This is a genomic window from Cupriavidus sp. 21MJTG02-4 (assembly GCF_057798975.1).
This window is the reverse complement of record NZ_JBYOJP010000007.1, coordinates 144,020-170,014: the sequence shown is the minus strand read 5'-3', so window position 1 is coordinate 170,014 and position 25,995 is coordinate 144,020. Positions and strand designations below refer to the sequence as shown.

The 25,995-nt window shown below is 66.9% G+C and carries 24 protein-coding genes; 11 read left to right on the top strand and 13 right to left on the bottom strand.

The genetic code is table 11. From position 1 onward, the window contains the following. The first annotated feature begins 10 nt into the window (after positions 1-10). Complete coding sequence (locus AC3FKH_RS16385) at positions 11-1,300, top strand: aromatic ring-hydroxylating dioxygenase subunit alpha (protein WP_488676921.1); 1,290 nt, start codon at positions 11-13, stop codon at positions 1,298-1,300. 12 nt (positions 1,301-1,312) lie between these two features. Continuing rightward, positions 1,313-1,828, top strand: a complete 516-nt coding sequence (locus AC3FKH_RS16380) for an aromatic-ring-hydroxylating dioxygenase subunit beta (RefSeq protein ID WP_488677053.1) — start codon at positions 1,313-1,315, stop codon at positions 1,826-1,828. A 149-nt stretch (positions 1,829-1,977) separates the two neighbouring features. Here AC3FKH_RS16380 and AC3FKH_RS16375 read toward each other — a convergent pair whose 3' ends face one another. Then, on the bottom strand, positions 1,978-2,508 hold the full coding sequence (locus AC3FKH_RS16375; RefSeq protein ID WP_488676920.1) for a MarR family winged helix-turn-helix transcriptional regulator: 531 nt from the start codon (positions 2,506-2,508) through the stop codon (positions 1,978-1,980). A 422-nt stretch (positions 2,509-2,930) separates the two neighbouring features. On the opposite strand from AC3FKH_RS16375, the gene xsc reads away from it, so the two are divergent. The 3 genes from xsc to AC3FKH_RS16360 all read left to right on the top strand — a co-directional run bounded on the left by xsc (position 2,931) and on the right by AC3FKH_RS16360 (position 6,626). Beyond that, positions 2,931-4,697, top strand: coding sequence for a sulfoacetaldehyde acetyltransferase (gene xsc / locus AC3FKH_RS16370; protein ID WP_488677052.1), 1,767 nt, complete (start codon positions 2,931-2,933; stop codon positions 4,695-4,697). Between the two features lie 124 nt (positions 4,698-4,821). Then, entirely contained in the window at positions 4,822-5,859 is a 1,038-nt protein-coding gene (gene pta / locus AC3FKH_RS16365; protein ID WP_488676919.1) for a phosphate acetyltransferase, read from the top strand. Beyond that, positions 5,856-6,626, top strand: coding sequence for a TSUP family transporter (locus AC3FKH_RS16360; RefSeq protein WP_488676918.1), 771 nt, complete (start codon positions 5,856-5,858; stop codon positions 6,624-6,626). Before pta ends, AC3FKH_RS16360 begins: the two co-directional genes overlap by 4 nt. Before the next feature lie 27 nt (positions 6,627-6,653). Here the strand turns inward: AC3FKH_RS16360 and AC3FKH_RS16355 are convergent, their stop codons facing one another. From AC3FKH_RS16355 to AC3FKH_RS16315, 9 genes are all read right to left on the bottom strand, one after another. After that, positions 6,654-7,955 carry an MFS transporter gene (locus AC3FKH_RS16355; RefSeq protein WP_488676917.1) on the bottom strand — a complete coding sequence of 434 codons (1,302 nt, stop codon included), beginning with the start codon at positions 7,953-7,955 and terminating at the stop codon, positions 6,654-6,656. A gap of 27 nt (positions 7,956-7,982) precedes the next feature. Continuing rightward, positions 7,983-9,479, bottom strand: a complete 1,497-nt coding sequence (locus tag AC3FKH_RS16350; protein ID WP_488676916.1) for an amidase — start codon at positions 9,477-9,479, stop codon at positions 7,983-7,985. Positions 9,480-9,742: 263 nt separating this feature from the next. Continuing rightward, positions 9,743-9,919 carry a hypothetical protein gene (locus AC3FKH_RS16345; protein ID WP_488676915.1) on the bottom strand — a complete coding sequence of 59 codons (177 nt, stop codon included), beginning with the start codon at positions 9,917-9,919 and terminating at the stop codon, positions 9,743-9,745. Between the two features lie 281 nt (positions 9,920-10,200). After that, positions 10,201-10,923, bottom strand: coding sequence for a GntR family transcriptional regulator (locus AC3FKH_RS16340; protein ID WP_488676914.1), 723 nt, complete (start codon positions 10,921-10,923; stop codon positions 10,201-10,203). Positions 10,924-11,005: 82 nt separating this feature from the next. Beyond that, positions 11,006-12,004, bottom strand: a complete 999-nt coding sequence (locus AC3FKH_RS16335; protein ID WP_488676913.1) for a 2Fe-2S iron-sulfur cluster-binding protein — start codon at positions 12,002-12,004, stop codon at positions 11,006-11,008. A gap of 46 nt (positions 12,005-12,050) precedes the next feature. Continuing rightward, entirely contained in the window at positions 12,051-12,530 is a 480-nt protein-coding gene (locus AC3FKH_RS16330) for a GlcG/HbpS family heme-binding protein (protein ID WP_011299889.1), read from the bottom strand. Between the two features lie 26 nt (positions 12,531-12,556). After that, positions 12,557-14,002, bottom strand: coding sequence for an aldehyde dehydrogenase family protein (locus AC3FKH_RS16325; RefSeq protein WP_488676912.1), 1,446 nt, complete (start codon positions 14,000-14,002; stop codon positions 12,557-12,559). 26 nt (positions 14,003-14,028) lie between these two features. After that, positions 14,029-14,760 (bottom strand): iron-containing redox enzyme family protein, encoded by a 732-nt coding sequence (locus tag AC3FKH_RS16320; protein WP_483732577.1) that lies wholly within the window; start codon positions 14,758-14,760, stop codon positions 14,029-14,031. A 175-nt stretch (positions 14,761-14,935) separates the two neighbouring features. Next, complete coding sequence (locus tag AC3FKH_RS16315; protein ID WP_488676911.1) at positions 14,936-15,868, bottom strand: ornithine cyclodeaminase family protein; 933 nt, start codon at positions 15,866-15,868, stop codon at positions 14,936-14,938. A gap of 323 nt (positions 15,869-16,191) precedes the next feature. On the opposite strand from AC3FKH_RS16315, the gene AC3FKH_RS16310 reads away from it, so the two are divergent. The 4 genes from AC3FKH_RS16310 (at position 16,192) to AC3FKH_RS16295 (ending at position 18,902) form a co-directional block, all read left to right on the top strand. Beyond that, a complete protein-coding gene (locus AC3FKH_RS16310; protein WP_488676910.1) occupies positions 16,192-17,730 on the top strand; it encodes a hypothetical protein in 1,539 nt (512 codons plus the stop codon). A gap of 97 nt (positions 17,731-17,827) precedes the next feature. Beyond that, positions 17,828-18,202 carry a 2Fe-2S iron-sulfur cluster-binding protein gene (locus AC3FKH_RS16305; RefSeq protein ID WP_488676909.1) on the top strand — a complete coding sequence of 125 codons (375 nt, stop codon included), beginning with the start codon at positions 17,828-17,830 and terminating at the stop codon, positions 18,200-18,202. 1 nt (position 18,203) lies between these two features. Further along, on the top strand, positions 18,204-18,521 hold the full coding sequence (locus AC3FKH_RS16300; RefSeq protein ID WP_488676908.1) for a ferredoxin: 318 nt from the start codon (positions 18,204-18,206) through the stop codon (positions 18,519-18,521). A gap of 33 nt (positions 18,522-18,554) precedes the next feature. Continuing rightward, complete coding sequence (locus AC3FKH_RS16295) at positions 18,555-18,902, top strand: 2Fe-2S iron-sulfur cluster-binding protein (protein WP_488676907.1); 348 nt, start codon at positions 18,555-18,557, stop codon at positions 18,900-18,902. Position 18,903: 1 nt separating this feature from the next. On the opposite strand, the gene AC3FKH_RS16290 is transcribed toward AC3FKH_RS16295, so the two are convergent. From AC3FKH_RS16290 to AC3FKH_RS16280, 3 genes are all read right to left on the bottom strand, one after another. Further along, positions 18,904-20,625 (bottom strand): cobaltochelatase CobT-related protein, encoded by a 1,722-nt coding sequence (locus AC3FKH_RS16290; RefSeq protein ID WP_488676906.1) that lies wholly within the window; start codon positions 20,623-20,625, stop codon positions 18,904-18,906. Then, positions 20,622-21,578: an AAA family ATPase gene (locus AC3FKH_RS16285; RefSeq protein ID WP_488677051.1), complete on the bottom strand. Its 957-nt coding sequence runs from the start codon at positions 21,576-21,578 to the stop codon at positions 20,622-20,624. The genes AC3FKH_RS16290 and AC3FKH_RS16285 overlap by 4 nt, the downstream gene beginning before the upstream one ends. Positions 21,579-21,694: 116 nt before the next feature. Beyond that, positions 21,695-22,522: an IclR family transcriptional regulator gene (locus AC3FKH_RS16280; protein WP_488676905.1), complete on the bottom strand. Its 828-nt coding sequence runs from the start codon at positions 22,520-22,522 to the stop codon at positions 21,695-21,697. 314 nt (positions 22,523-22,836) lie between these two features. Between AC3FKH_RS16280 and AC3FKH_RS16275 the strand changes: the two genes are divergently transcribed. Together AC3FKH_RS16275 and pdxR are read left to right on the top strand one after the other, a co-directional pair. After that, positions 22,837-24,273, top strand: a complete 1,437-nt coding sequence (locus AC3FKH_RS16275) for an amino acid permease (RefSeq protein ID WP_483732585.1) — start codon at positions 22,837-22,839, stop codon at positions 24,271-24,273. A gap of 106 nt (positions 24,274-24,379) precedes the next feature. After that, positions 24,380-25,921 (top strand): MocR-like pyridoxine biosynthesis transcription factor PdxR, encoded by a 1,542-nt coding sequence (pdxR, locus tag AC3FKH_RS16270; RefSeq protein ID WP_488676904.1) that lies wholly within the window; start codon positions 24,380-24,382, stop codon positions 25,919-25,921. The last annotated feature ends 74 nt before the right edge of the window (positions 25,922-25,995 follow it).

Below are 25,995 nucleotides of genomic sequence, written 5' to 3'. Positions count from 1 at the left end.
AGGAACACCCATGTACCAGACACAAGCGGTGATCCAGCACAAGCTGGGACGCAAGGACACCGGCCTGGCCGACTGCCGCTGGCCCGAAGACGGCCTGCATTTCATCCCGGACTGGGTGTACACGAACCAGTCCGTCTACGACCTGGAACTCGACAAGATCTTCCGCGGCCGTTCGTGGAACTATGTGGCGCTGGAAGCGGAGATCCCGAACGCGGGCGACTTCAAGCGCTCCTATGTCGGCGCGACGCCCGTGGTGGTTTCGCGCGCGGAAGACGGTTCGATCAACGTCTTCGAAAATCGCTGCGCGCATCGCGGCGCGGAATTCTGCCGCCACAGCCAGGGCAATACCAAGGAGTTCGTCTGTCCCTATCACCAGTGGTCCTATGACCTCAAGGGCAACCTGCAGGGCGTGCCGTTCAAGCGCGGCGTGAACCGCGCGGGCGGCATGCCGAAGGACTTCCGCAACGAAGACCACGGACTGGTGAAGCTGAACGTGGCCACGCGCAACGGCGTGATCTTCGCCTCGTACGCGAACGACATGGAAAGCCTCGAGGCATACATGACGTCGGAGATCCTCAAGGACTTCGACGTGGTGTTCAACGGCAAGCCGCTCAAGGTGCTCGGCTATTACAAGAACGAGCTGCCGTGCAACTGGAAGATGTACCACGAGAACCTGAAGGACCCGTACCACGCCACGCTGCTGCACTCGTTCCTGGTGGTGTTCGGCCTGCTGGTGGCCGGCAACGAATCGGCCATGGTCGCCGACCCCGTGCATGGCCGCCACGGCACCATGGCATCGGCCAAGAAGGAAGACAAGTACGCGGCCGTCAGCGACGAGAACAAGAAGGAAATGCGCTCGTACCACGAAGGCATGCGCCTGGAGGATGAGCGCTTCCTGGAGTACGTGAAGGAATTCGACTCGCCGTGGTCGGTCACCATGCAGACCATCTGGCCGAACCTGATCGTGCAGCGTGAGATGAATACGCTGGGCGTGCGCCATATCGTCCCCAACGGCCCGGACAGCATGCTGATGCTTTGGACCATGTTCGGCTACGAGGACGACACCGAGGAAATGACCCAGCACCGCCTGCGCCAGGGCAACCTGATGGGGCCGGCCGGCTTCCTCGGCCTGGAGGACAACGAGGCCATGAAGTTCGTGCAGGAAGGCGTGCGCCGCTCGACCACCGACGTCAACGTGCTCAAGCTCGATGCCAACCATGTAGGCACGTCGAACTCGCTGATCTCGGAATCGGCGATCCGTGCCATGTACCAGTACTACCGCAACGTGATGGGGTTCTGAACGATGAAACCGATGCACTACGCCGTCTATCGCGAAAGCACGCTGGGCACCGCGCGCGCCATCGAACTGCGCCTGGAGATCGAGAACTTCCACGCGGAATACTGCGCGATCCTCGATGCCGGCCTGGTCGAGCAGTGGCCGCAGTTTTTTACCGACGACGCGCTCTACCGCATCACCGCGCGCGAGAATGCCGAACTGAACCTGCCGGTGGGACTCGTGTATGCCGAGGGCATCGGCATGATGCGCGACCGCGCCGCGGCCATTGCCAACACGCAGATGTTCGCGCCGCGCTATAACCTGCACCTGGTGACCAACACGCGCGTGATCGATGAAGCCGCAGATGGCGGCATCGTCGCGCAGGCCAACTTCCTGCTGCTGCAGACGCTGGTGGAGGGTCCGACCACCATGCATATGGCCGGCACCTACCGCGATCGCTTCCAGCGTTCGGGCGGCCGGTTGCTGCTACGTGAACGCCAGGTGATCTACGACACGACGATCATCGCGAACGACCTGGTTTATCCGGTCTGAGACGGCGGAAAGTTGCCAGCCTGTTGTCTCCCCTGTCCCATAAATGGGAGAGAGGAGACAACATTCGCAGCTTTTGATTTGGCCGGCAGTTTCAAGGCGGGCCTTGCGCACGCCTTATCGAGCTATTGCAACCTTCGTCGCCATTGCGCTTACATACTGCGCAACACCGTACGGCTGTACTGGTTGTTCGCTTCCACCAGCGTGGCCAGCAGTTCCATGAACACTTCACGCTGCGCCGGCTTCAACGGCGCCAGCATGCGCTCCTGCGCGCGCGCCATGTCGGCACGCAGCGCGGTCACCACGCTCTTGCCTTCCTTGGTCAGGTAGACGTGCCGCGTGCGGCGGTCCGCCGGATTGTCCCGGCGCTCCACCAGGCCGCGCTCCTCCAGCCGCCGCACCACGTCCGCCGTGGTGGTGCGGTCCAGTCCCACTTCCTGGCCCAGCGAGGTCTGGTCCAGGCCGGGCAGCACCGACAACACCGTCAGGATCGCGTACTGGACCGGCGTGATGTTGGGCGACTTGCACTCCTCGAAGAACATCGCGACATGAATCTGATGCAGGCGCCGCACCAGGAAGCCCGGCCGCGCCCATAGCAGGTCCTTGGCAGGGTCACTTTCCGCCTCGAGCGCCGGCACCGCACTGTCATCCACGGCCGCACCGCGCTTTGTTCTTGGAGGCATATCACTCACCAGTTTGTTAGCACACTGAAAGTATATAGGAACGCAGGGGGGGAACGGGCTTTGTCCAGACATCTCCTGATTCGGGTCCCCGATTGTTCGTTGGCCGTTGCACGCGGTGGGTTGCATGCCGGGTTTTTCGCACGGCAGGAGTCTTGTAAAACCGCCCTTTTGATGCTCAAGACGCACTTTTAAACGAGTTTGTCTCGTTTTTTTGCTCTAAACATTCCACAAAATAAAACTTTCTATTGACCAAGGGCCGTCTTCCGCCTACATTCCCCCCAACAACAAATTTTCCGGAACGAATAGTTCCACTTTATTACGTCACACAGGAGACACCCATGCGCGACCTCGACACGACCTCGCACCCCGCCGTTTCTGGTGGCTCGGCCACCGAGACCCAGGTGCCGGCCGGCCCCCAGACCATGACGCCGTCCGAAGCGTTCGTGGAAACCATGGTCGCCAATGGCGTGACCGACATGTTCGGCATCATGGGCTCCGCCTTCATGGATGCCATGGACATCTTTGCTCCTGCCGGCATCCGCCTGATCCCTGTGGTGCATGAACAGGGTGCGGGCCACATGGCCGACGGTTTTGCACGTGTGTCGGGTCGCCACGGTGTGGTGATCGGCCAGAACGGGCCGGGCATCTCGAACTGTGTGACGTCGATTGCCGCTGCCTACTGGGCGCACAGCCCGGTCGTGATCGTCACGCCCGAAGCCGGCACCATGGGCATTGGCCTGGGTGGGTTCCAGGAGGCCAACCAGCTGCCGATGTTCCAGGAGTTCACCAAGTACCAGGGCCACGTCACCAACCCGGCCCGCATGGCCGAGTTCACGGCGCGCTGCTTTGACCGCGCCAAGGCCGAGATGGGCCCGACGCAGCTGAACATTCCGCGCGATCACTTCTACGGCAAGATCACCGCCGAGATTCCGAAGCCGCAGAACCTCGATCGCGGCCCCGGCGGCGAGCAAAGCCTGAATGAAGCCGCCGAACTGCTGGCCCAGGCCAAGTTCCCGGTGATCATCTCGGGCGGCGGCGTGGTGATGGCCGATGCGATCGAGGAATGCAAGGCACTGGCCGAGCGCCTGGGCGCGCCGGTGGTCAACAGCTACCTGCACAACGACTCCTTCCCCGCCAGCCACCCGCTGTGGTGCGGCCCGCTGGGCTACCAGGGCTCGAAGGCTGCCATGAAGCTGATCTCGCGCGCCGACGTGGTGATCGCGCTGGGCTCGCGCCTGGGACCGTTCGGCACGCTGCCGCAGCACGGCATGGACTACTGGCCGAAGAACGCCAAGATCATCCAGATCGACGCCGACCACAAGATGCTGGGCCTGGTGAAGAAGATCTCGGTGGGCATCTGCGGCGACGCCAAGGCCGCCGCCATCGCGCTCACGCAGCGCCTGGCCGGCCGCACGCTCGCCTGCGACAGCAGCCGCGACGCCCGCGCCACGGAAATCGCCAGCGAGAAGGCCGCATGGGAAAAGGAACTGGACGAGTGGACGCATGAGCGCGACCCGTACAGCCTGGACATGATCGAAGAGCAGAAGAACGAGCGCACCTTCAACGGCGGCACCTACCTGCACCCGCGCCAGGTCCTGCGCGAGCTGGAAAAGGCCATGCCGGCGGACGTGATGGTGTCCACCGACATCGGCAACATCAACTCGGTCGCCAACAGCTACCTGCGCTTCGAGAAGCCACGCAGCTTCTTCGCGGCGATGAGCTGGGGCAACTGCGGCTACGCGTTCCCGACCATCATCGGCGCCAAGGTGGCGGCACCGCACCGTCCGGCGGTCTCGTACGCCGGTGATGGCGCCTGGGGCATGAGCCTGATGGAAACCATGACCTGCGTGCGCCACAACATCCCGGTGACGGCCGTGGTCTTCCACAACCGCCAGTGGGGCGCGGAGAAGAAGAACCAGGTGGACTTCTACAACCGCCGCTTCGTCGCGGGCGAACTCGACAACCAGAGCTTCGCCGAAATCGCCAAGGCGATGGGCGCGGAAGGGATCGTGGTGGATCGCCTGGAGGACGTGGGCCCGGCACTCAAGCGCGCCATCGACCTGCAGATGAACCACGGCAAGACCACGATCATCGAGGTCCTGTGCACGCGTGAACTCGGCGATCCGTTCCGCCGCGACGCGCTGTCCAAGCCGGTGCGCTACCTGGACAAGTACAAGGACTACGTCTGATTGAAGCTGCGCCCTTTCGCGAGCGATTGGGTGCTCCCTCTCCCGCTTGCGGGAGGGGGGAGAACACCAAGGGCATAGCGTGAAGCGCTGGCCCTTTTTTCAGTCCTACCGAACCCATCCCGCCATGAAACCCATCCTCCGCATCATCGACCGCGCGCGCGCCGCGCCCCGTCGCATCGTCCTGTGCGAGGCCGAAGACCCGCGCATCCTGCAGGCAGCCGGCCGCGCCACGCGCGAGGGCATCGCGCAGGTCATCCTGGTGGGCAATCCCGAGCGGATCACCGCCGCGGCGGATGCGCAAGGGATCGTCCTGGACGGGATCAGCATCGTTGATCCGGTCACCTCCGCCCTGGCGCCCTCTTTCGCACAGGCGCTCTACGCCATGCGCCAGAAGAAGGGCATGACGCTGGACCAGGCCCGGCAGGCCGTGCTCGACCCGCTGTGCTTCGCCAACCTGATGGTGCGGCAGGGCCATGCCGATGGTTCGGTGGCCGGCGCGATTCACACCACGGCCGACGTGGTGCGCCAGGCCATCCAGCTGATCGGGCTGGCACCCGGCTTCCGGCTGGTGTCGAGCTTCTTCCTGATGATGCTGTGCGAGCCGTTCCACGCGCTCAAGGGCGGGCTGATCTTCTCCGACTGCGGGCTCGTGGTGAACCCCGATGCCGAGGAACTGTCGGAGATCGCCATGGCTGCGGCCGACAGCGCGCGCTCGCTGCTGCATGAAGAGCCGCGCGTCGCGATGTTGTCGTTCTCGACCTGCGGCAGCGCAAAACATGCAGCGGTCGACAAGGTGATAGCAGCCACGGAGCGCGTGCGCGCGCAACGCCCGGGCCTGGCCATCGATGGCGATGTCCAGCTCGACGCCGCGATCGTCGCGGAAATTGCCGAGCGCAAGATTCCGCACTCGCAAGTGGGCGGCCACGCCAATGTGCTGGTCTTCCCCAATCTTGAGGCCGGCAATATCGGCTACAAGCTCGCCGAGCGGCTAGGCGGCGCCAAGGCCATCGGGCCGATGCTGCAGGGACTCAAGAAGCCCGCCAACGACCTGTCGCGGGGATGCAGCGAGGAAGACGTGTTCCATGTGATCGCCGTCACCGTCGTGCAGGCGCAGGCCGCTTCGGCGCAGCAGGCAAGTTCCGGAGAGCAGGCCGCAGCATGAAGCCGGAATTGTTGATACCCGTGCTGGGCCTGCAGGCGCTGCTTGGCGCGGGAACGTATTTCCAGACCGTGACAGGCTTTGGCCTGGGCATGATCGTGATGGGCGCCACGAGCGGACTGGGCCTGGCCCCGGTCGCTACGGTCGCGGCCGTGGTGAGCCTGGTGACGCTGGCCAACAGCGCCTGCGCGCTGCCCGGCAAGATGCAGCATATCGATGGGCGCGCGGTGCTGGCCGCAGCCATCGGTATTCTTCCCTCGGTAGTTGCCGGCGTGATGCTGCTCGACTATCTCAGCAGCAGCGCGGCCACGTTGCTGCAGATCCTGCTGGGCGCGGTGATCCTGTACGGCGGCCTGAGCGCGGCGCTGCGGCCCGAGCCGCTGGCGCGGCGTTCCGGCGATGGCAGCTTTCTGGTCAGTGGCATCTTTGGCGGCCTGCTGAGCGGCCTCTTCGGCGTGTCCGGCCCGCCGCTGATTTTCCAGTTCTACCGCCAGCCCATGAAGCCGGTGGAGATCCGCTGCGCGCTGATCCTGGTCTTTACCGTGACCTCCAGCGTGCGCACCCTCTTCTCGGCCTGGCAGGGCCAGCTTGACGCACAGGTGTGGCTGCAAGCCGCCATCGGCGTGCCGGTGGTGGTGCTCGCCACGCTGCTCGGACGCCGCTTTCCGCCGCCGTTCTCCGCGACCACCACGCGGCGCATCGCGTTCGGCGTGCTGATGGGGATCGGCGCGAGCCTGATGGTGCCGGCGCTTGTCAGCCTGTTTGGCTGAGCACCGCGCACCATCCCTCGCAAGACTTCAGGCCGCGCTCCCCGCAGGCTGCGCCAGCGGCGCCGCTTGGGGTTCCTCGCCGCCGCCGGCCTGCCCGAGATCCATGCCGGTGGTTTCAGGCAGCAGCATCGCAGCCACCACCACCATCGCATAGCCGACGCCGGCGACAATCGCGATCGCGATCGGCAACGAGGTGCGTCCTGAACTCAGCCATCCCACCGACAGCGGGAACAGCGACCCGATCACGCGCCCGGCGTTGTATGACACGCCGTAACCCGTCGCGCGGATATCGTTGGGAAAGGACTCCGAGATCGTCGCGCCGATGCCCGCGAACACGCCTTGCATCAGGATCCCGAGCGGGAAGCCGAGGAACAGCATCGATGTGTTCGACACCGGGATCACCATGTAGACCAGCGCCGCCACGAAAGCGCCTGCCGCGAACACGATGTAGGTCAGCCGCCGGCCCCAGCGGTCGGTGGCATAGGCGCCCGCCACATAGCCGATCAGGGATCCGACGATCGTCACGGCCAGGTAGGAACTGGTGCCGAACACCGACAGGCCGCGCTCGGTCTTGAGGAAGGTCGGCAGCCAGGTGGCGATGGCATAGTACGCACCAAGCATCCCGCCCGACAGCAGGCTGCACAGCACCGTCCTGGACAGCAGCGGCCCGCGGAACAGCCGGCCCAGCCCGCCCAGTGCCGTCTGCTGCCGGCCCGCGGCGCGGGTCTTCAGAAAGACCTCGGGCTCCTCGAGATTGCGGCGCAGGTAGATCACCACCAGTGCTGGCAGGATGCCGAGGAAGAAGCAGACGCGCCAGGCGGTCTCCGCCGGCAGCACGCTGAAGGTGAGCGCGTAGACGATGGCCGCCGCGCCCCAGCCAAAGGAATAGCTGCTGGCGGTGAAGCCCGAGTATTTGCCCCGGTGCGCCGGGTTGCGGATCATCTCCGTCACCAGCACCATGCACAGCGACGACTCGCCGCCGAAGCCCAGTCCCTGAATCATGCGGAACAGCATCAGCTGCTCCGGCGACTGCGCCAGCCCGCACAGGAAGCAGGCAATGGCAAACACGATGATGGTCCAGCGCAGCACCCGCACGCGGCCATAGCGGTCGGCCAGGATGCCGGCCCCGATGGCGCCCACCAGCGACGACACCAGCGTCCAGGTGACGATGGCGCCGGCGGTCGACTTGCTCATGCCCCACTGCCCCAGCAGCGTGGAGATAAGGAACGAGTAGATCATGAAGTCGAACACGTCGACCGCATGCCCAAGGAAAGCGCCATAGAAGCCCTTGCGCTCCATGCGCGACAAATCGCGGAACCAGTCAAACATGATCGCTCCCTGTGGTGTAAGTCTGCTTTAGTGTTGGGGGTTCGCCTGCAACATGGAGGGCTGCGGCGGGGGCCGGAAAGCGTAGCCCGCCTCTTCGAGCAGGGCCGCGAAACGCAAGGCGGTGAGATCCTGGTAGCGGCCGGCGACGATCTGCACGCCGACCGGCAAGCCGCTCGGCCCCGGCCCGATCGGCGCGACCGCGGAAGGCAGTCCGCACAACCCGGAATGGCCGGCCCAGAACAGCTGCGTGGTCATGGGCTGCGCATGGCCGTTGACGGTGAGCGTGCGGGTCCATGGTTCGCCCGCTTCATCGAGCGCGAACGCGGTCGTTGTCGCTGCCGGGCACAGCAGCACGTCATGGTCGGTGAAGAAGCGGCGCCACGCGGCCGCGAAACGTTCGCGCGCCGCCTGCAGGCGCAGCCAGTCGCGATGGCTCAGCGTCGCCCCCGTGTATTGGAGCGCCGCGTACGAAGCATCGCCCACGGGAATATCGGCGGCATGGCGCAGCGCATCGGCATAGGCCGCGTCATCCATGTGGACCGCGGTGGTCGCGCGCAGCAGCGTCACATAGGCATGCCACAGTTCGGCCGCATCGAAGTCCGGCCGGGCGTGCCAGTCCACGCGCGCGCCCTGCCGCGCCAGCCAGTGGCCAAGCTGCGTGATCTGCGCGGCGACCTCGCCGTCGGCTTCGGCCTGCGGATGGGTGGGCAGCACGGCGACGCGAAAATCGTCCAGCCGGCGGTGCGGACAAGCGGGCAGTTCAAGCCGGTATGCCAACGCCAGATCCCCGTGCGGGCCGGCGATGGCGCGCAACACGGGTTCGAGGTCGCGCGCGCTGCGGGCCAGCGGGCCCGCCACGTTGATGTCCTGCTCGCCGAAGCGCGCCGCCCCGGTGCCGTGGCCGTCCAGCGGCACCAGCCCATGGCTGGGCTTGAGGGAAAAGATGCCGCAATAGTGGGCCGGATTGCGCAGCGACGAGCCGATATCGGACCCCACATCGAAAGCCGACAACCCGGCGCACACCGCCGCCGCGCTCCCGCCCGATGAGCCGCCCGGCGTGCGCGAAGGGTCGTGCGGATTGCGCGTGGTGCCGTAGATGTCGTTGTAGCTCTGCCAGTCGCGCAGGCCGAGCGGGACGTTGGTCTTGCCTAGCAGGACGGCGCCGGCGTCGCGCAGGCGCTGCACGACCACGGCATCGCGCCGGGCCACGTGGCCGCGCAAGGCCGGGTTGCCACAGGTGGTTGGCCAGCCGGCAACGTCGAACGATTCCTTGATCGAGAACGGAATACCGTCGAGCGCGCCCCTCACCTCGCCGGCGCGGCGGCGTCGGTCGCTTTCCTGCGCGGCGGCGCGGGCAGCGCCGAAATCCGACAGCACCAGCGCGTTGATGGTCCCATGCCACGCGCGCCAGGCGGTCTCGCAGGCGTCCACCAGTTCCACCGCCGAGACGTCCCCGGCGGCCAGCCATTGCGCCATCTTCCACAACGGCGCAGGGCCGGCGAGGTTCCGGTCGGGCAGGTTCACGTCGACTCCTTGTCGTTATCCGTGCGGGCAAAGCACGGTGGGGGCGTTGGGAGAGACTACGGAGGGACTGCGATTTGTTTCGGTATACTATATTCAGTCTTACGATAAGAGCAAGACGATTATGGACGAGCCCGGACACTGCTGTGTCGCGTCGTCAGCAAGGTGAGATCTTTGAAGGGAAGGAAGTCGGCAGGCAGAACACCCGCCAGAGAGGTCGCTGGCTGCCACGCCGGATCGCGGCAGCCGTCGATCAGGCCCGAAAATCAGCAGTGATTGCGGCGCGGGGAGTGTCCAGACAGCGCGCGGAAGAAACGGCCGATATCGCGAAGGTGCAACGGCAACAGCGGCGTCGCATGGCGGACCGCGTCGCGCGCCGCGTAGTAACGCAGCAGTTGCTGGCCAACGGGTTGCGAAAGATAGCGTTGCTCGGGCGACTTCATGGTAAATCCCAATTGATTCAAATTGACTATAGTATACATAAAATTGGTGCAGTGCGCCATGACACGGTGCGCAATGCACTGTTACCGGGCACGCAAAGGCACCCTGACAATGGGATCACACCCATCAGGACGCGGAAGCTGAATCCAATATAGTCCGATTACCAAGTCCTGAACGGACCGGCAACGTTGGCGGCATGCGCCGGCTTTTCCGCGCCGTCGGCGGGATGGGAAATGTGTCGCGGAAGGCGGCGAGCGGCCTTGCCGCTGCCTGCAGACCAGCCTCAGGCGGCCTGGCTTTGTGCCCCGCCCGGCCCTTCCAGCGGCAGTTCGGCCGCCTTGGCGGCACTGTGGACATGGCGCGCCGCCAGCAAGGCGGCAAGATCGGCATCTCCGGCGATCACGGCCTGCAGGATCTGGGCATGCTCGTCCCAGTTCTGGCGCGCGCGCACCACGTTCGCCGGCCCGAACAGCACGGCGGTGCGCTCGCGCAGCGACCGCATCATTTCCTGCAGCACGCTGTTGGCGGCAATGGTGCCGAGCACTTCGTGGAAACGGCTGTTGAGCGCGAGCAACTCGTCGGCGCGGCCCTGCGCGGCGGCGTCCATGCCGTGGCGCAACACCGCCTCCAGCTCGGCGATCAGCGCCGGGTCGCGGCGCTGGGCGGCCAGCTTTGCGTTGAGGCCTTCCAGCGTGGCACGCACCTCTACCATCTCGCGCGCGATCACCGGCGACAGGCTGGCCACCGACGCGCCGCGGCGCGGCTCGATCAGCACCAGGCCTTCGCTGGCCAGGGCGCGCAAGGCCTCGCGCACCGGAATGCGCGACACGCCCAGTTCGGCCGACAGCCGGTTTTCGACCAGCCGCTCGCCCGGCGCGTACTGGCCGTTCAGGATGCCTTCACGCAGCTTGTCGGTGACAAGCGCGAACAGCGGCGAATGGCTGGCACCTAGGCTGAGCGGCTCGGCAGTCGGAGCAGTCGAGGCAGTGGGCGATGTATTGGCCATGGGTTGGCGGATGCGGAAGCGGAAGCGGACGGTGTGGCCGCCATTGTATACCAAGCCTCCGGCTGTATACCGCCATGTCTTATCATTCGCGCTGGAACGTGAAACTGTCCGCGTAGAGATGGTCCGGACTGGCGCCGCGCGCGATGAATGCGGCGCGCGCATCACGGATCATGTTCGGCGACCCGCACAGGTAAATGGCGTGCTCGCTGAGATCGCCCAGGTCGGCCAGCGCCGCGTCGTGCACGTAGCCGCGCCGCCCCTGCCAGCTGTCGCCAGCGCGGGACAGCACCGGCACGTACCGGAAGTCGTACAGCCGCTCGCCCCAGGCCGGGATGTCGGCGTGCAGGTACAGGTCGTCCTGCTCGCGCATGCCCCAGTACAGCGATACCGGCGGGCAGTCGGGATCGTCCATCAGCGATTCGAGGATCGCCTTGATCGGCGCCAGCCCGGTGCCGGTGGCCACCATCAGCAAGGGCCGGTAATCCCGGGCCCGATAGAAAAAGGAGCCGAGCGGCAATTCGACCTCCACGCCGTCGCCGGCCTTCAGCCGCGGCAGCACGCCATCCGTGAATGCACCGCCCGGGATGCGGCGCACATGCAGGTCGACACGCCCCGCGCTCGGCACCGACGCCATGGAGAAGCTGCGCGCCAGCCCTTCGCCATGCAACAGCTTCAGGTACTGGCCAGGACGATAGTCGAGCGCGCCGGCCTCCGGCAACTCCAGCTCGACATGCAGCACGTCCGCCGACAACGGCCGCACCCCGCGCACCACCGCGCGGTGCCGCGCCGGCTCGGCACAGGCATCCTCTTCGCGCGCGGTGCTGATGACGAGGTCGCCCAGCGGCTGCGCCTGGCAGGCCAGCGCGTAGCCGGCCGCGGCCTCGTCCGGCGCCAGGCCGAACGGCTCCTCGTCATAGCGCACCTGCCCGTCGAGCAGCCGGATGCGGCAGGTGCCGCAACCCCCGAGCTGGCAGTCATGCGGCAGGGCGATGCTCGCACGCCCTGCGGCCTGCAGCAGCGTCTCGCCGCGTTCGACAAAGAAGACCTGCTGGGTCTCGGCGATCTGGATGCGGTACGACATGGAACCTCCGCGCAAGGGTGATGGGTGGCGTGGCGCCGTGATCCGCCTACTTCTTGATGTCGGCCTGCACCAGCACCTTCAGGTCCTGCGGGGCCAGCAGTTCCGCCAGCGCCTGCAGCGCCGCGACGCCGGCCTGCGTGTCCTGCTCGCCGTTGCCGCCGGACAGGCCGATGCCGCCGATCACCTCGTCGTTGACCACGATCGGGAAGCCGCCCACGAATGCGGCGAACTTGCCTTCGAAGCTCCACTGGATGCCGAACGCCTCGTTGCCCGGCAGTGCCGGCCCGTTGGGCGGCGTGGTGAACAGATGGGTGGAGCGCTTGTGCCCGGCGGCCGTGAAGGCCTTGTTCCAGGCGATCTGCGGCCCGGTGATGCGGGCGCCGTCCATGCGCTCCAGCACGAGCGGATAGCCGCCCTCGTCGACCACGCAGATCGACTCCAGCACGCCGATTTCCTCGGAACGGCGGATGGCCGCGGCGACCATGTGGCGCGCCTCGCGCAGTTCCAGCTTGATGGCTTTCTTCATGTCTGACTCCTTGCGGCGACGGGGGCTCAGGCGCCCCGGTAGACCGTCTTGATCTGCGTATAGAACTCCAGCCCCGTGCGGCCCGACTCGCGGAACGTCGACGTGCTCGAGCGCTTGAGCCCGCCGAACGGCGCGTTGACCAGGTTGCCGGTGGTGGTGCGGTTGACCTTGACCGTGCCGGCCTCGATGTCGCTGGCGAAGTGGTGGATGTAGCGCGGGTTGCTGGTGACGATGGCCGCCGCCAACCCGTACTCGGTGTCGTTCGCCTTGGCGATGGCATCGGCGTAGTCGCTGAAGCCGAGGATGGCGATCACCGGCCCGAAGATTTCCTCACGCGCGATCCGCATCGACTGCGTCACGTCCGTGAACACGGTCGGCGCGACGTAGAAGCCCTTGTCGAAGTCGCCGCCGGTCAGCCGTTCGCCGCCGCACAGCAAGGTCGCCTCGGACTTGCCGATGTCGATGTAGCGCAGCACGCTTTCGAGCTGCTTTTGCGAAGCGAGCGGGCCCAGGTCCATGCCGGCCGTCATGCCGCTGCCGATCTTGAGGGACGCCACCCTGGCCAGCAGCCGCTCGGTGTACGCGGCCTTGACGGACTCCGCCACCAGCACGCGGCTGGTGCCGGTGCATGCCTGCCCGGACAGCGAGAAGCCGCCCTTGATGGTCAGGTCGACCGCGCGGTCGAGGTCGGCATCCTCCATCACGATCAGCGGGTTCTTGCCGCCGAGCTCCATCTGCGTGCGGGTCGTCAGCGGCACCGCGCGATGGATCTGCTCGCCGGCGCGCGACGAGCCGGTGAACGAGATCGCGCGCACCGGCTGCGCTTCGGTAATGGCCGCGCCGATCTCGGCCGCGCTGCCGGTGATGAAGTTCAGCACGCCCTTGGGCAGCCCCGCCTTGATCAGCGCCTCGGCCAGCCGGTAGCCCGACAGCGGCGCCTCGGACGACGGCTTGAACACGACGGTATTGCCGGTCACGAGTGCCGGAGCGATCTTGCGGGCCGGGATCGACACCGGGAAATTCCACGGCGCGATCACCGTCACCACGCCGAGCGGCTCGCGCTGGCTGTAGACGAGCTGGTCCGGGTCATCGTTCGGGAACACTTCGCCGGTGAAGGTCTGCCCTTCCACGGCGTAGAAGCGCAGCGTCTGGGCCGAGCGCAGGACTTCGTCGCGCGCCAGCGCCAGGGCCTTGCCCTCTTCGCGGGTCAACTCGGCCGCAATGCTGTCGGCGTTGGCTTCGAGATGGTCGGCGGCGCGGTTGAGGACCGCGGCGCGCTTGCCGACCGGGGTCTTCTTCCAGCCGTTGAAGGCCGCGGCCGCGGCAGCGACGGCCGCCTGCGCGTCCACCGCAGACGACGCCTGGAAGCGGCCCACGAGGTCGCCGGTGTCGGCCGGGTTGACGTTGTCGAAGGTCCGGCCCGACTGGCAGGCCGTCCATTCACCGTCGATATGGTTGAGGAATACGTTCATCGTCGGTCCGGTTTGCGCGGCGCGGCTCAGGCAGCCATCTCGAGTTCGGGCAGCGGCAGTTCTTGCGCGACGTAGTCGTGATAGAGCGCCGTCGTGTACAGCAAGCGCATCTGGGCGCCGATTTCGCAGATCTTCAGGCAGCGCTGCTGCAGCTCGGGCGTGTTGGCGTGCTCGAGCACGATCTGGTAGCCGCGCTCGCCGTGGATCTCGTCCGAGACGATATGCAGGTCGAAGAACTCGACCTCCTCGTCGGTGAACTGGTATTTCTCGCGCAGCGTCGGGGTCTGCTTGCGGTAGATCGACGGCACCTGCGATTCAAGCCCGACCACCAGCCCGGCCACTGCCACGATCGGGTCTTCGCGCATGGCCACCGCATAGCACCAGGCCTGCAGGCCGCGCGTGGTCGGCGACATGTTGTCCGGGTCGATCACGCGCTCCCGGGTGGTGCCGCAGGCTTCGGCAAAGCGGATCAGCAGGTCGGTGTGGCGGTCGCCACCAATCTCCTCCTCGTACATGTTGGCGAGCAGGAAGTCCTTGGCCTCGGTGTAGCGGTCCGGCGTGCGGGCATAGATGTAGCCCAGGTAATCCGCGAACGGGCCGACGTAGTGGTAGTGGTTCTCGGCCCAGCGTGCGAGGTGGGCGCGGCTCAGCTTGCCGCTGGCCCAGGCCACGCTGAACGGCGCCTTGTTGGCGCTCTTGCCCTTGATGGCTTCTTCAAGGGCGGCTCGGAATACTTCGCGGTTCATCAGTTCGGCCATGACGGGGGCTCCTGGTTGGCGGATGCAAGGCGATGGATGGGTCGGGATGCCTGGATCGCTTGGGATCGATCACGCCGGCATGTTTGTATACTATATACAGAGTGATACGGACGGCAAGTGCTTCGTTGACGAATCACGCCGGGGTTTACCCGGCGCAAGACCACTCAAAGGGGATTCAGGCGGCGCGAAGTCCCGCCGCGCCAGCTATGCGTGACCACGCAAAGCCCGCCAGCGCCACGTCTTCCAGGCCGACACCGACGGACTTGTAGATGACGATGTCCTCGTCATGCCGCCGCGGCGACACCTTGCCGAGCACGACATCGCCCAGCTCGACGATCTTTTCCGCCGGCAGCGCCTGGGGATCGGCCAGCACGATGTCGCCGGCCTCACGGGTCGACTGCGGGCGCCACTCGACCACCACGGCGGCGGCGCGGCGCAGCGCGGTGTCGTCCAGCTCTCGCGTATGCGGCAGGCTGGACCCGATCGCGGCGACGAACGCCCCCGGCCGCAGCGAAGCGCCGGCGAATAGCGGCGTGGTCGCGCGCGAAGCGGTGACGACGATGTCGGCCTGCGCCACGGCGGCATCCGGCTCGGCCAGCGCCACCGGGATGCCACACAATTCCGCCAGCCGCGCGGGCATGCCGGCATCGGCGTGCGGGTCCGATACGAGGATGCGCTCCAGCCCCAGCGTCGCGCTGAGCTGGCGCGCGTGCTGCATGCCCTGCGTGCCGGCACCGAACAGCGCCAGCGTGCGCGCGCCGGGCCGCGCGAGCCGCTGCGCGGCGAGCGTGGTGCACGCCGCCGTGCGCAGGCGGGTGATGGCGCCGGCATCGAACGAGGCCAGCGGCCTGCCGTCCTCGGCCGAGAAGATCAGGATGACGAACGAGAACTGGCCGTTGATGGTCGTGTAGACCTTGGCGCCTGCCACGCCCTGCTGCGGGATCACCGCGCCAAGCGTGGACAGCTTGACGCCGCCCGCCTCCGTCCGGATGCGCTCCTGCATCGCCGCATCGCCCCGGCCGAAGCTGGCGAAGGCCGCTTCCATGACTTGCCGGGCGTCTTCGGGGCTGACATGGGCGTCGATCATCGCGTCTGTGATGTGCTGCATGGAAACTCCGCTGTTAGGGGTGACTGGAGAACTGGCCTGCAAGCGCGCGAAAGATCCGCGGCCACGTGCAAAACGGTATACAGTCTACATATTGAGTCGTATTCCAGCAAATTCCCCCGCAGTTCGTCGCCACAAGCCGGCTGTACGCCACAATCCCGGCGCTTCTTGCGGCGAAGAGCCGGGCATCAGCAGCCATCGCGTACGCGTAAATCCCGATGAGAATCTGCTTGGCTGCTACGTTGTCTGGAATATAGTATACCAACGTGATTTTCCGCTTCGACGGGAAACCGCCCCCACAACCCCTCCGCCCCCAGGGAGTTTTCATGTCACAACAAGTCGTGATCGGTGCCGCGCACTGGATCTATCTGGCAGGGGTAGCAGTCATCGTGCTGACGATGATCCTGCGCGCCAATGTCGTGGTGCCGTCCATCATCGGCACCGCCCTCGTTGTCTTTGCCCTGACAGGAAGCCCGATCTCGGCCCTGGGTGGCGTGTTTTCCGCCAGCCTGGTTGCCGCCCGGGAGTTGTTCAACATCTTCCTGGTGATTGCATTCATGACGGCGCTGCTGAATGCGCTCAAGACACTGCGCTCTGATATCCGCATGGTCGAGCCCTTCCGCATGGTGATGAAGAACGGGCATTCGGCCTTCTTCATCCTGGCGGGCATCACCTATGTCATCTCCCTGTTCTTCTGGCCCACGCCGGCGGTGCCGCTGGTGTCGGCCATCCTGTTGCCGGCGGCCATCGCAGCGGGGCTGCCGCCGCTGGCGGGGGCGATGGCCATCGCCATCGCGGGCCAGGGCATGGCACTGTCGTCGGACTACGTGATCGGCGTGGCGCCGGGCATCAGCGCCAAGGCCGCCGGCGCGGCGGTAAGCGCCGCCGTGGTGGCCGACCGTGCGCTGGCGCTGTCGATCATCACCGGCTGCATCGCGCTGTGCCTGGGCTACCTGTCGATGCGCAAGCACATCGTGCCGGCCAGCGGCGCCCTGCTCGACCGCTGGCAGGCACGTGCGGGCGGCACCGCGACGCAGGCCGATGGCGGCGGCACGTTCGACAAGGCCGAGATTGCGCGCGGCACGGCCCATGCCGAGCCGCTGGCCACCGACAGCAACATCGAGGCCAGCCTGTCGATGGTGGCCCGGCGCCGCGTGAAATGGTCGAAGTGCTTCGCGATCGTGACGCCGCTCGCCTTCCTCGCGGTGGTGGTCATCATGGTGATGCCCAAGCTCGGCACCAGCGTGCAGGACCTCAAGGGCGGCGACGCGGCCGCGCTGGTCGGCGGCGTGGCGGCCGTGCTGATGATGTTCGCGACGCTGGCCGCCGAAGGCCCGCGCCGCATGCTCGACGTGTGTCCGGAACACATTACCGACGGCTTCGTCTTTGCCTTCAAGGCGATGGGCTCGGTGCTGCCGATCGCGGGCTTCTTCTTCGTCGGTGCCGGCGAAACCGCGGCACAGATCCTCGGCCTGCCGCCCGGCAAGGCGCCGAGCCTGCTGTTCGAGCTGATCCAGGCCTACCAGCACACCATCCCGGACAACCACGTGCTGGTCGCGTTCGGCGTGCTGCTGGTCGGCATGATCACCGGCATCGACGGCTCGGGCTTCGCGGGCCTGCCGCTGACCGGCACGCTGGCCGGTGCGCTCGGCCCGGTAGTGGGCTTCGATCCGGCCACGCTGGCCGCGGTCGGCCAGATGGGCGCGGTCTGGACCGGCGGCGGCACGCTGGTGGCGTGGTCGTCGCTGATCGCGGTGGCCGGCTTTGCCCGGGTGCCGGTGCTCGAAGCGGTGCGCGCGCTGCTGATGCCGGTCCTGATCGGGCTGGCCTGCTCGACCGTGGCTGCGATGTTGTTGTGGTCGTAGCAGACCCAGGCAACAACGCACCGAAGATTCCCTTACGTCTCTGAATCCAGCCGGACGCCGCCCTCGCGGCAGGCTTCCGGCCAGCACGCTCCATACCATGCCGACCGTTACCTTCCACAAGCAGGGCCAGACCTTTACCGACGAGGTCAAGCCGCAGACCAACCTGGTGGTCCGCGCGGGCATCCGCCAGTTCCCCTACCCCAACCTGCGCTACGAGTGCGGCATGGGCAAGTGCTCCAAGTGCGCCTGCCGCGTGATCGCCGGGGCCGAACACCTGCCGCCGCCCAACTGGAAGGAGAAAAAGCAGCTCGGCGAGCGGCTGGAACAGGGCTATCGCCTGGCCTGCCAGCTGTGGATCGAGCACGACATCGAACTGGCCCAGGACGACCTGCCCGCTACGGCCCCGGCTGCCACCGGCACCGTGGCCGCGACCACGATGGCCGCCATGGCGACCGACAGCGTGGACGCCTGACATGTTCGTCCTGCTCACGAGCCGCCCCGGCCAGTTCCGCACCGAGCCCGCCGACGGCATGACAGCGGTAGAGGCCTACGACTACCTGTTCTACGGCAAGCCCACGGCGCGCTTCGTCATTGCCGAACTCGCCGCCGACACCAAGGTGCGCGTGCTGGAGGAAACGCCGCCCGGCATCGTCAACCTGGTGTCGACCAAGTTCCTCGACAAGTACGCCACGCTGGAGGCCGCCCGCGCCGCGCTGCGCGAGCTGGCCCGCTTCGGCACCATGGACATCACGCTGGTGCCCACGCCCGTCGCCACGGGCGGACTGTCCTGATCCCCCTCATTTGCCGCGCCACCCCTCATCGCCATGATCCAGATCACCTTCCTCACCAACCAGGGCAAGACGGTCAGCGCACCGCCGGACAGCAACCTGCTGCGCGTATCGCTGCGCGAACAGGGCGGCATTCCCTTCAAGTGCGGCGGCGGGCTGTGCGGCACCTGCAAGTGCCGCATCGAAACCGGCCACGAGCATACGGACGCCATCAAGCCCAAGGAAAAGAAGCTGCTGACCGCAGCGGAACTGGCAAGCGGCCACCGGCTGGCCTGCCAGACGTTTATCCGCGGCGATATCGCCGTGTCGTGGCAACCGCGCAGCGCGGCCCGTGCGGCAGCGGACAGCGCCGCCCCGCAGGGCGAGTGTTCGCCGAGCGCCTGAGCTACCGGCGCCGCGCCGCGAGCAGGTCCGCCACCTCGTCGAGCATCGCCGTATCCACCGGCTGCGACAGGTCCAGTGCCAGCGCATGCCGGTAATAGGGGCTGAGGTCGAGCCCGACCCCAAGCCCGAGCACCTCGACGTCGCGCAGCGCCGCGTGCCGCGCGACCACTGCCTTCAGGTGGTTGTCGAGGTAGCAGGCGTCGTTGGCCTGGCCGGTAGCCGTATCCATCGGGCTCCCATCCGACACCACCAGCAGGATGCGGCGTGCCTTGCCGGTGGCATGCAGGCGGGCGCAGGCCCACTCCACGGCTTCGCCGTCGATGCCCTCGCGGAACAGGTCGGGCTTGAGCAAGGCGGTGATGTCGGTGCGGGCGCGGCGCCAGCTTCGCGTGGCGTCCTTGAACACCATGTGGCAGGTTTCATTGAGGCGGCCCGGATGCGCGGGGCGGCCGCGCGCCAGCCAGTCGGCCCGGGCACGCCCGCCGTTCCAGGCGCCCGTCGTGAAGCCGAGTACTTCCGTGGCGACGCCGGCCTCGTCAAGCGCGCGGGCCAGCAGGTCGAGCAGCAGGGTCAGCGGCTCGGCGCGCGCTTTCATCGACCCTGAGCAGTCCACCAGGAAACCCACCACGCAATCGGCATGGCTCCGGTACGCGTCCTGGCGGAACAGGCGGCGCTCGGCGGGCGAGCTGACCAGCTGCGACAGCCGGCGGCCATCGAGTCGGCCGCTCTCCTCGCCAAAGGACCACCCATCCACGCGCGGTTGCGCCAGGGCGGCACGCAACCGGCGCGCCAGGCGCGCCACGTTCACACCCGCGCGCGCGATGCGGGCATCAAGCTGCGTGCGGTACTCGTCGAGCAAGGCGCGCCGCACCAGCGTCGCGGCAGGCACCTCGCGGTCGTAGCGCGTGGTGAAGACGCGGTAGCCGTCGCGGGCCTCGGCCAGCACGCGGCTGTGGCCGCTGTCGGCGACGGCGAATGCCTCCACGCGCTCCTCTTCGAAATCGAGCCACAGCGCAAACCCGGCACGTGCGGCGGATGCGGCGTTGTCGTCGTCCTCGCCCGCATTGGGCGCTTCGCTGCGGATCATCTGCGCGACGGCGCGGGCCAGTGCCAGCGCGTGCACGGCAAACGCAGCCTGGTCATGGCGATGCGCCTTCAGTCCCGCCAGCGACGTGCCCAGCACGGGCACGATGGCCGCGCGCGTGGCCTCGATCAGGTCTTCGGTTTCATCGAGCACCGGCTCGCCGCTCAGGCGCGACCAGGCGATTTGAGCCACGGTGTAGAGCAGGATGCCGAGCTGGCCCTCGGTCAGGCCCGAGCGATGAAATGCGCGCGACCAGGCCTGGAAGCGATGGCGCAGGTTGGCGGCCATGCCGACCATGCCGCGCGGCACGCAGGTCTCGCAGCGCAGTTGCTCCAGCAGTTCGAACAGCAGCCGCTCGACCGCGTCAGCCGGACAATGGCTGCGGTGCAGTGCGGGATCGGAATGCGCGAGGCGCAGCGCGGCGCCATCCACGGCGCCGCGCAGGCAAGCCGCGCTGTCGGTGTCCGGATCGGTACGCAGGTGCGGCGCATGCTGCGGCACGGGCCGCATCGCACGCCAGAGCCGGCCATCGCGAAAGTGCAGCGCGGCGTCGCCGGTGAGCGCGCGCACGGCGGCACCGGACAACGCATCCTGGCGCTGGCGACGGCGCAGCCGCTGCGCGGCCGCCGCCGCACTCATTGCGCCGGCTCCGACTGGGCAGTCTGTCCCGGCGCTTCCCCGGGCAGCGCGCCGAAGCAGCGCTGGTAATACTCGGCCACCACGGGACGCTCCGCCTCGTCGCACTTGTTCAGGAAGGTCAGGCGAAAGGCCAGCGCCGGATCGCGGAAGATCAGGCAGTTCTCGGCCCAGCTGATCACCGTGCGCGGCGACATCAGCGCGGAGACATCGCCCGCGGCAAACCCGCGGCGCGTCAGCGAGGCCAGTGCCACCATGGCATCGACCTGCGCGCGGCCGTCGGGCTGGTCCAGCTCCGGCACGCGCGCCAGCACGATGCCGGCCTCTTCCGCATGCGGCAGGTAGTCGAGCGTGGCCACCACGTTCCAGCGGTCGATCTGCGCATGGTTGAGCAGCTGCGTGCCGTGGTACAGCCCATTGAGGTTGCCAAGGCCCACCGTGTTCGATGTCGCGAACAGGCGGAACGACGGATGGGGATGGATGACGCGGTTCTGGTCCAGCAGCGTGAACTTGCCGTCGCGTTCCAGGATGCGCTGGATCACGAACATCACGTCGGGCCGGCCCGCGTCGTACTCGTCGAAGATCAGCGCCACGGGCCGCTGCAGCGCCCATGGAACGATGCCCTCCTGGAAGGCGGTGACCTGCTGGCCGTCGCGGACGACGATGGCGTCCTTGCCCACCAGGTCGAGCCGGCTGATGTGACCGTCCAGGTTCACGCGCACGCACGGCCAGTTCAGGCGCGCGGCCACCTGCTCGATATGGGTCGATTTGCCGGTGCCATGGAGCCCCTGCACCATCACGCGCCGGTCGCGCATAAAGCCCGACAGGATGGCCAGCGTCACCTCGGGCTGGAACCGGTAGGCCGGGTCGATCTCCGGCACATGGTCATCGCGTTCGCTGAACGCCGGCACCATCAGGCCGGAATCGATGCCGAACAGGCTGCGCACCGGGACCATGCGGTCCGGCCGGCCAAACTCCTTCTGCGTCACGTCGTGCTCCTCTTCTCTTGCCTTGCTTGTCCTGGCTTGCGCGGACAACAGGACAGGCCGGGAGCCGGCGTCGCCCGCTTGCCCTACTCGTCCTCGTCCGCGCCGCCCCATTCCGTGCCGCTTTCGGCTTCGATGGCCGCCAGCGCGCTGGCCGCCCGCTGCAGGGCGGGCAGCATCTGCAATGCCTTCTCGTGCGCCAGGCGCATCACCGGGGCCTGCAACGCCAGCCCCAGGTTCGATTTCCCGCCGTCCGCCGCCGGCACCAGCACGCCTATGCACAGCAGGCCGGGCAGGAATTCCTCGTCATCCATCGCGTAGCCGTCGCGCTTCACGCGTTCGATTTCCGCTTCCAGCGCCGCGTGGTCGGTCAGCGTGTTGGCCGTGTAGCGTTCCAGCTCCGCGTGCGCCAGCAGGCGCTGCCGCTGCGCCGGCGCCAGCTGCGCCAGGAACAGCTTGCCCGTGGCCGAGCAGTGCGCCGGCACGCGCGAGCCCGGGTGCAGGTAGAACCGCAACGGCGCCGCCGTCTCCACGCGGTCCAGGTACAACACCTCGCCGCTCGAAAACGCGGTCAGGTTGCAACTCTCGCCGACCTCTTCCACCAGCTTGCGCAGCACCATGTGGCGCGCGCCGTGCGAGGTGTTGTTCAGCAGCAGGTTTTCCGCCAGCCGCCTCAGGCGCAGCCCAGTGCCATAGTGGCGGCCGTCGCCGTTGCGCTGGACCATGCCGGCCGCCTCGAGCTGCTGCAGCATGCGGTGCAGCGTGGGCTTGGGCAGTCCGGTTTCTTCCACCAGCGCTTGCAGGTTGAAGGCGTGATCCTTGGTGGCAATGACTTCCAGCAGGCCAAAGAGACGCAGCGCCGGCGTGTCGCCGTCAGGCTTGCTGTCGCTCTTGGCAAGACGCATATCGTTCATGCCTGGCTCCCATCATAGTCAAGTTTCAGTTTCAGATACAAATCATATCAATTCTTGAAATTTACGGTTGACCTTCCACGGAGGAAGACCTACATTCCGAGTACAAAAACATTTATCGGAACAATCTGTTCCGTTTTACAACGGTAAACCCGGAGACACAAATCCATGCACAGATGATTTACACCGCCCTTGCGCACTAAATGGGGTGACCGACCACGGCAACCGGCCTGCAATTCCGCGCAGCGCCGACTATTACAGACAGAAAGGCGCCGTGGCGGCTGACAGACAGCAGTCAGCAGTACAGGAGACACAACATGACCCAAACACCGCAGCCCTCTTCGGGGCTATCGCACGGCCTCAAGCAGCGGCACATGACCATGATCGCCCTTGGCGGCGTCATCGGCGCCGGCCTCTTCGTTGGCAGTGGCGTCGTCATCAAATCCGCCGGTCCCGCCGCGGTCCTTTCCTTCCTGATCACCGGCCTGCTCGTGGTGCTGGTGATGCGCATGCTCGGCGAACTGGCCTGCGCCATGCCCGGCGGCGGCTCGTTCTATGAATATGCCCGCGAGGCCTGGAGCGACCGCCCCGCCGTCGGCAGCCTGGCCAGCTTCCTGACCGGGTGGATGTACTGGTACTTCTGGGTCATCGTCGTGGCGCTCGAAGCCGTGGCCGGCGCCGACCTGGTGCGCTACTGGCTGCCCGACGTGCCTAACTGGACCATCAGCCTGGTGCTGCTGATCATGCTCACGCTGACCAACCTCATCTCGGTCAAGTCCTTTGGCGAGTTCGAGTTCTGGTTCGCGTCGATCAAGGTAGCCGCGATCATGGTGTTCCTGTTCGTGGCGGGCGTCTATGTGCTGGGCCTGGCGCCCGGCGCCCATGGCATGAACGTGGCCAACCTGACGGCGAACGGCGGCTTCATGCCGAATGGCATCGTGCCGGTTCTGACCGGCGCCGTCGCGGCGACGGGCTTCTACTTCGGCGCGGAGATCGTCACCATCGCCGCGGCCGAAACCGCGGAGCCGCAGAAGGCCGTGGCCAAGGCGACCAACTCCGTCATCACGCGCGTGCTGGTGTTCTACGTCGGTTCCGTGCTGCTGGTGGTGTGCCTGGTACCGTGGAATGCCACTGGCATCGCCACGCCGTACGTCAGCGCGCTCAACGTCATGGGGATTCCGGCCGCCGCGCAGATCATGAACGCGATCGTGCTGACCGCGGTGCTGTCGGCGCTGAACTCGGGCCTGTACGCATCGTCGCGCATGCTGTTCGCGCTGACGCGCCGCGGCGATGCACCGCGCGCCCTGGCCCGCGTGAGCCGCAACGGCGTGCCCACGCGTGCCATCCTGGTCGCCACGCTGTTCGGCTACGGGGCGGTGATCATGTCGTATGTCTCGCCGGACAAGGTCTTCGCCTTCCTGGTCAACTCGTATGGCACGGTCGCCATCTTCGTCTACATCCTGATCGCGGTGTCGCAACTGCGGCTGCGCGCCCGCCTGGAGCGTGAAGCGCCCCACCTGCTCAAGGTCCGGATGTGGTGCTACCCGTACCTGACCTGGTTTGCGATCTTCGGCATGCTGGCGATCGTGGTGGCCATGGCGTTCATTCCCGATCAGCGCACGCCGCTGGCGTTGGGTGTGGCCAGCCTTGGGCTGCTGGTGTCTGCCTATATCGTGCGACATCTGTTTCGTCGAGGCGTGCCGCAGGTCGCCCCGCTAGCCGAAATGCCCCGGCCGGATCTGCATGAGTATTGACCGGGCCTGAAGTGGAGATGGGCATGGGCGCGGGGATGGGATACTCTGTCCTCCGCGCCTTTGCTCTTTTTGGGCGGTTGGCAATCCACAAACAAGACGTCCCCTTATGACCAACAAGCTGACCCCTCCCATGTGGGACCAGCTCTTCCAGCAGCACGCCCACTCCGGCCTGAGCCTGCAAGGCAAGATCCGCCAGATGCTGGTATCGGCGATCCTGGACGAACAGCTCCCGCTGGGCATTCCGCTGCCGAGCAGCCGCGAGATGTCCGCGCAGCTGCGCGTGGCGCGCAATACCGTGGTGCTGGCCTACCAGCAGCTCGTGGACGAAGGCTATCTGATCTCGCGCGAACGCAGCGGCTATTTCGTCAACCCTGAAATCCTGGGCGCGCGCGTAAGCGGCGTCGCGTCGCTGCGCGGCGCGCCCGCCCCCGACACCCATGGCAGCGCGCGGCCCGACTGGGATCGCCGCTTCGTCTTCCGCCCGACCCACCAGCGCAATATCGTCAAGCGCCATAACTGGCGCGATTACCCTTACCCATTCATCTACGGCCAGTACGACCCGGTGCTGTTCCCGACCGCCGACTGGCGCGAGTGCTGCCTGAAGGCGCTGAGCGTGCTCGATATCCATGAGTGGGCGCAGGACATGATCGTGCGCGACGACGAGTCGCTGGTGCAGCAGATCCGCACGCGCGTGCTGCCGCGCCGCGGCGTGTGGGCCGGCGCCGACGAGATCGTGATCACCGTGGGCGCGCAGCAGGCCCTCTACCTGCTGTCCGACCTGTTGGCCAGCGCCGATACCCCAGTGGGCATCGAAGAGCCAGGCTACCCCGACGCGCGCAATATCTTCGGCCGCCATACCTCGAAGCTGATCCCGCTGCCCATCGATGCCGAAGGCGTCATCCCGTCCGATGCGCTGCGCGCCTGCGACTACGTCTATGTCACGCCCAGCCACCAGTGCCCCACCACGGTCACCATGCCGCTGGCGCGCCGGCAGGCGCTGCTGCGCCAGGCGGAAGACGCGGACTTCGTGCTGATCGAGGACGACTACGAAAGCGAGAGCCGCTTCGAAGGCGACCCCACGCCCACGCTGAAGAGCCTGGACCGCAACAACCGCGTGATCTACGTGGGCAGCCTGTCCAAGAGCCTGGCGCCGGGGCTGCGCATCGGATACATCGTCGGCCCCGCCGAGCTGATTGCCGAACTGCGCGGCGTGCGGCGGCTGATGCTGCGGCACCCGTCCGCCTACATCCAGCGCGCGTTCTCGCTGTTCCTGTCGCTGGGGCACTATGACGCGCACCTGCGGCGCCTGTCCGCCGCCCACCGCGCACGTGCCGAAACGGTACTGTCGGCGCTGGCCGCCCACATGCCCGAGTTCCGCCCGGTGCCCATTGCCGGGGGCGCCTCGTGCTGGATCGAAGGGCCGCCATGGCTCGATGCCGATGCGCTGGCTCGCCTGGCCGAGTTGCAAGGCGTGCTGATCGAGCCGGGCAGCGTGTTCTTCATGGGCGAACCGGCGCCGCGCAATGGCTTCCGGCTCGGCTATTCGTCGATCGCACCGGAACGCATCGAACCCGGTATCCGGGTGCTGGCCAGCGTGGCGCGCGAACTGCACGCCAGCCTTCCCACGCGGGGCGCATCGGCCGCCTGAGCCGCCTGACGCCGGGAAAAAAGGGCGACTGCCCGGCCACGCGCCGGGCAGTCGCCCTTTCTGCATTTCCGTGC

Excerpts from the sequence above, each read along its gene's own strand:
- AC3FKH_RS16375 (WP_488676920.1), bottom strand. The coding sequence starts at position 2,508 with ATGCCTCCAAGAACAAAGCGCGGTGCGGCCGTGGATGACAGTGCGGTG.
- AC3FKH_RS16285 (WP_488677051.1), bottom strand. The coding sequence starts at position 21,578 with ATGGTCCCGGTGCGCAGCCTGTTCGGCATCGATTCCGGCCTGATGGTG.
- AC3FKH_RS16295 (WP_488676907.1), top strand. The coding sequence starts at position 18,555 with ATGATCCAGATCACCTTCCTCACCAACCAGGGCAAGACGGTCAGCGCA.
- AC3FKH_RS16330 (WP_011299889.1), bottom strand. The coding sequence starts at position 12,530 with ATGAAGAAAGCCATCAAGCTGGAACTGCGCGAGGCGCGCCACATGGTC.
- AC3FKH_RS16360 (WP_488676918.1), top strand. The coding sequence starts at position 5,856 with ATGAAGCCGGAATTGTTGATACCCGTGCTGGGCCTGCAGGCGCTGCTT.
- AC3FKH_RS16310 (WP_488676910.1), top strand. The coding sequence starts at position 16,192 with ATGTCACAACAAGTCGTGATCGGTGCCGCGCACTGGATCTATCTGGCA.
- AC3FKH_RS16325 (WP_488676912.1), bottom strand. The coding sequence starts at position 14,002 with ATGAACGTATTCCTCAACCATATCGACGGTGAATGGACGGCCTGCCAG.
- AC3FKH_RS16335 (WP_488676913.1), bottom strand. The coding sequence starts at position 12,004 with ATGTCGTACCGCATCCAGATCGCCGAGACCCAGCAGGTCTTCTTTGTC.
- AC3FKH_RS16315 (WP_488676911.1), bottom strand. The coding sequence starts at position 15,868 with ATGCAGCACATCACAGACGCGATGATCGACGCCCATGTCAGCCCCGAA.
- AC3FKH_RS16280 (WP_488676905.1), bottom strand. The coding sequence starts at position 22,522 with ATGAACGATATGCGTCTTGCCAAGAGCGACAGCAAGCCTGACGGCGAC.
- AC3FKH_RS16355 (WP_488676917.1), bottom strand. The coding sequence starts at position 7,955 with ATGTTTGACTGGTTCCGCGATTTGTCGCGCATGGAGCGCAAGGGCTTC.
- AC3FKH_RS16275 (WP_483732585.1), top strand. The coding sequence starts at position 22,837 with ATGACCCAAACACCGCAGCCCTCTTCGGGGCTATCGCACGGCCTCAAG.
- AC3FKH_RS16380 (WP_488677053.1), top strand. The coding sequence starts at position 1,313 with ATGCACTACGCCGTCTATCGCGAAAGCACGCTGGGCACCGCGCGCGCC.
- AC3FKH_RS16300 (WP_488676908.1), top strand. The coding sequence starts at position 18,204 with ATGTTCGTCCTGCTCACGAGCCGCCCCGGCCAGTTCCGCACCGAGCCC.
- xsc (WP_488677052.1), top strand. The coding sequence starts at position 2,931 with ATGACGCCGTCCGAAGCGTTCGTGGAAACCATGGTCGCCAATGGCGTG.
- AC3FKH_RS16305 (WP_488676909.1), top strand. The coding sequence starts at position 17,828 with ATGCCGACCGTTACCTTCCACAAGCAGGGCCAGACCTTTACCGACGAG.
- AC3FKH_RS16385 (WP_488676921.1), top strand. The coding sequence starts at position 11 with ATGTACCAGACACAAGCGGTGATCCAGCACAAGCTGGGACGCAAGGAC.
- AC3FKH_RS16320 (WP_483732577.1), bottom strand. The coding sequence starts at position 14,760 with ATGGCCGAACTGATGAACCGCGAAGTATTCCGAGCCGCCCTTGAAGAA.
- AC3FKH_RS16345 (WP_488676915.1), bottom strand. The coding sequence starts at position 9,919 with ATGAAGTCGCCCGAGCAACGCTATCTTTCGCAACCCGTTGGCCAGCAA.
- AC3FKH_RS16290 (WP_488676906.1), bottom strand. The coding sequence starts at position 20,625 with ATGAGTGCGGCGGCGGCCGCGCAGCGGCTGCGCCGTCGCCAGCGCCAG.
- AC3FKH_RS16340 (WP_488676914.1), bottom strand. The coding sequence starts at position 10,923 with ATGGCCAATACATCGCCCACTGCCTCGACTGCTCCGACTGCCGAGCCG.
- pta (WP_488676919.1), top strand. The coding sequence starts at position 4,822 with ATGAAACCCATCCTCCGCATCATCGACCGCGCGCGCGCCGCGCCCCGT.
- pdxR (WP_488676904.1), top strand. The coding sequence starts at position 24,380 with ATGACCAACAAGCTGACCCCTCCCATGTGGGACCAGCTCTTCCAGCAG.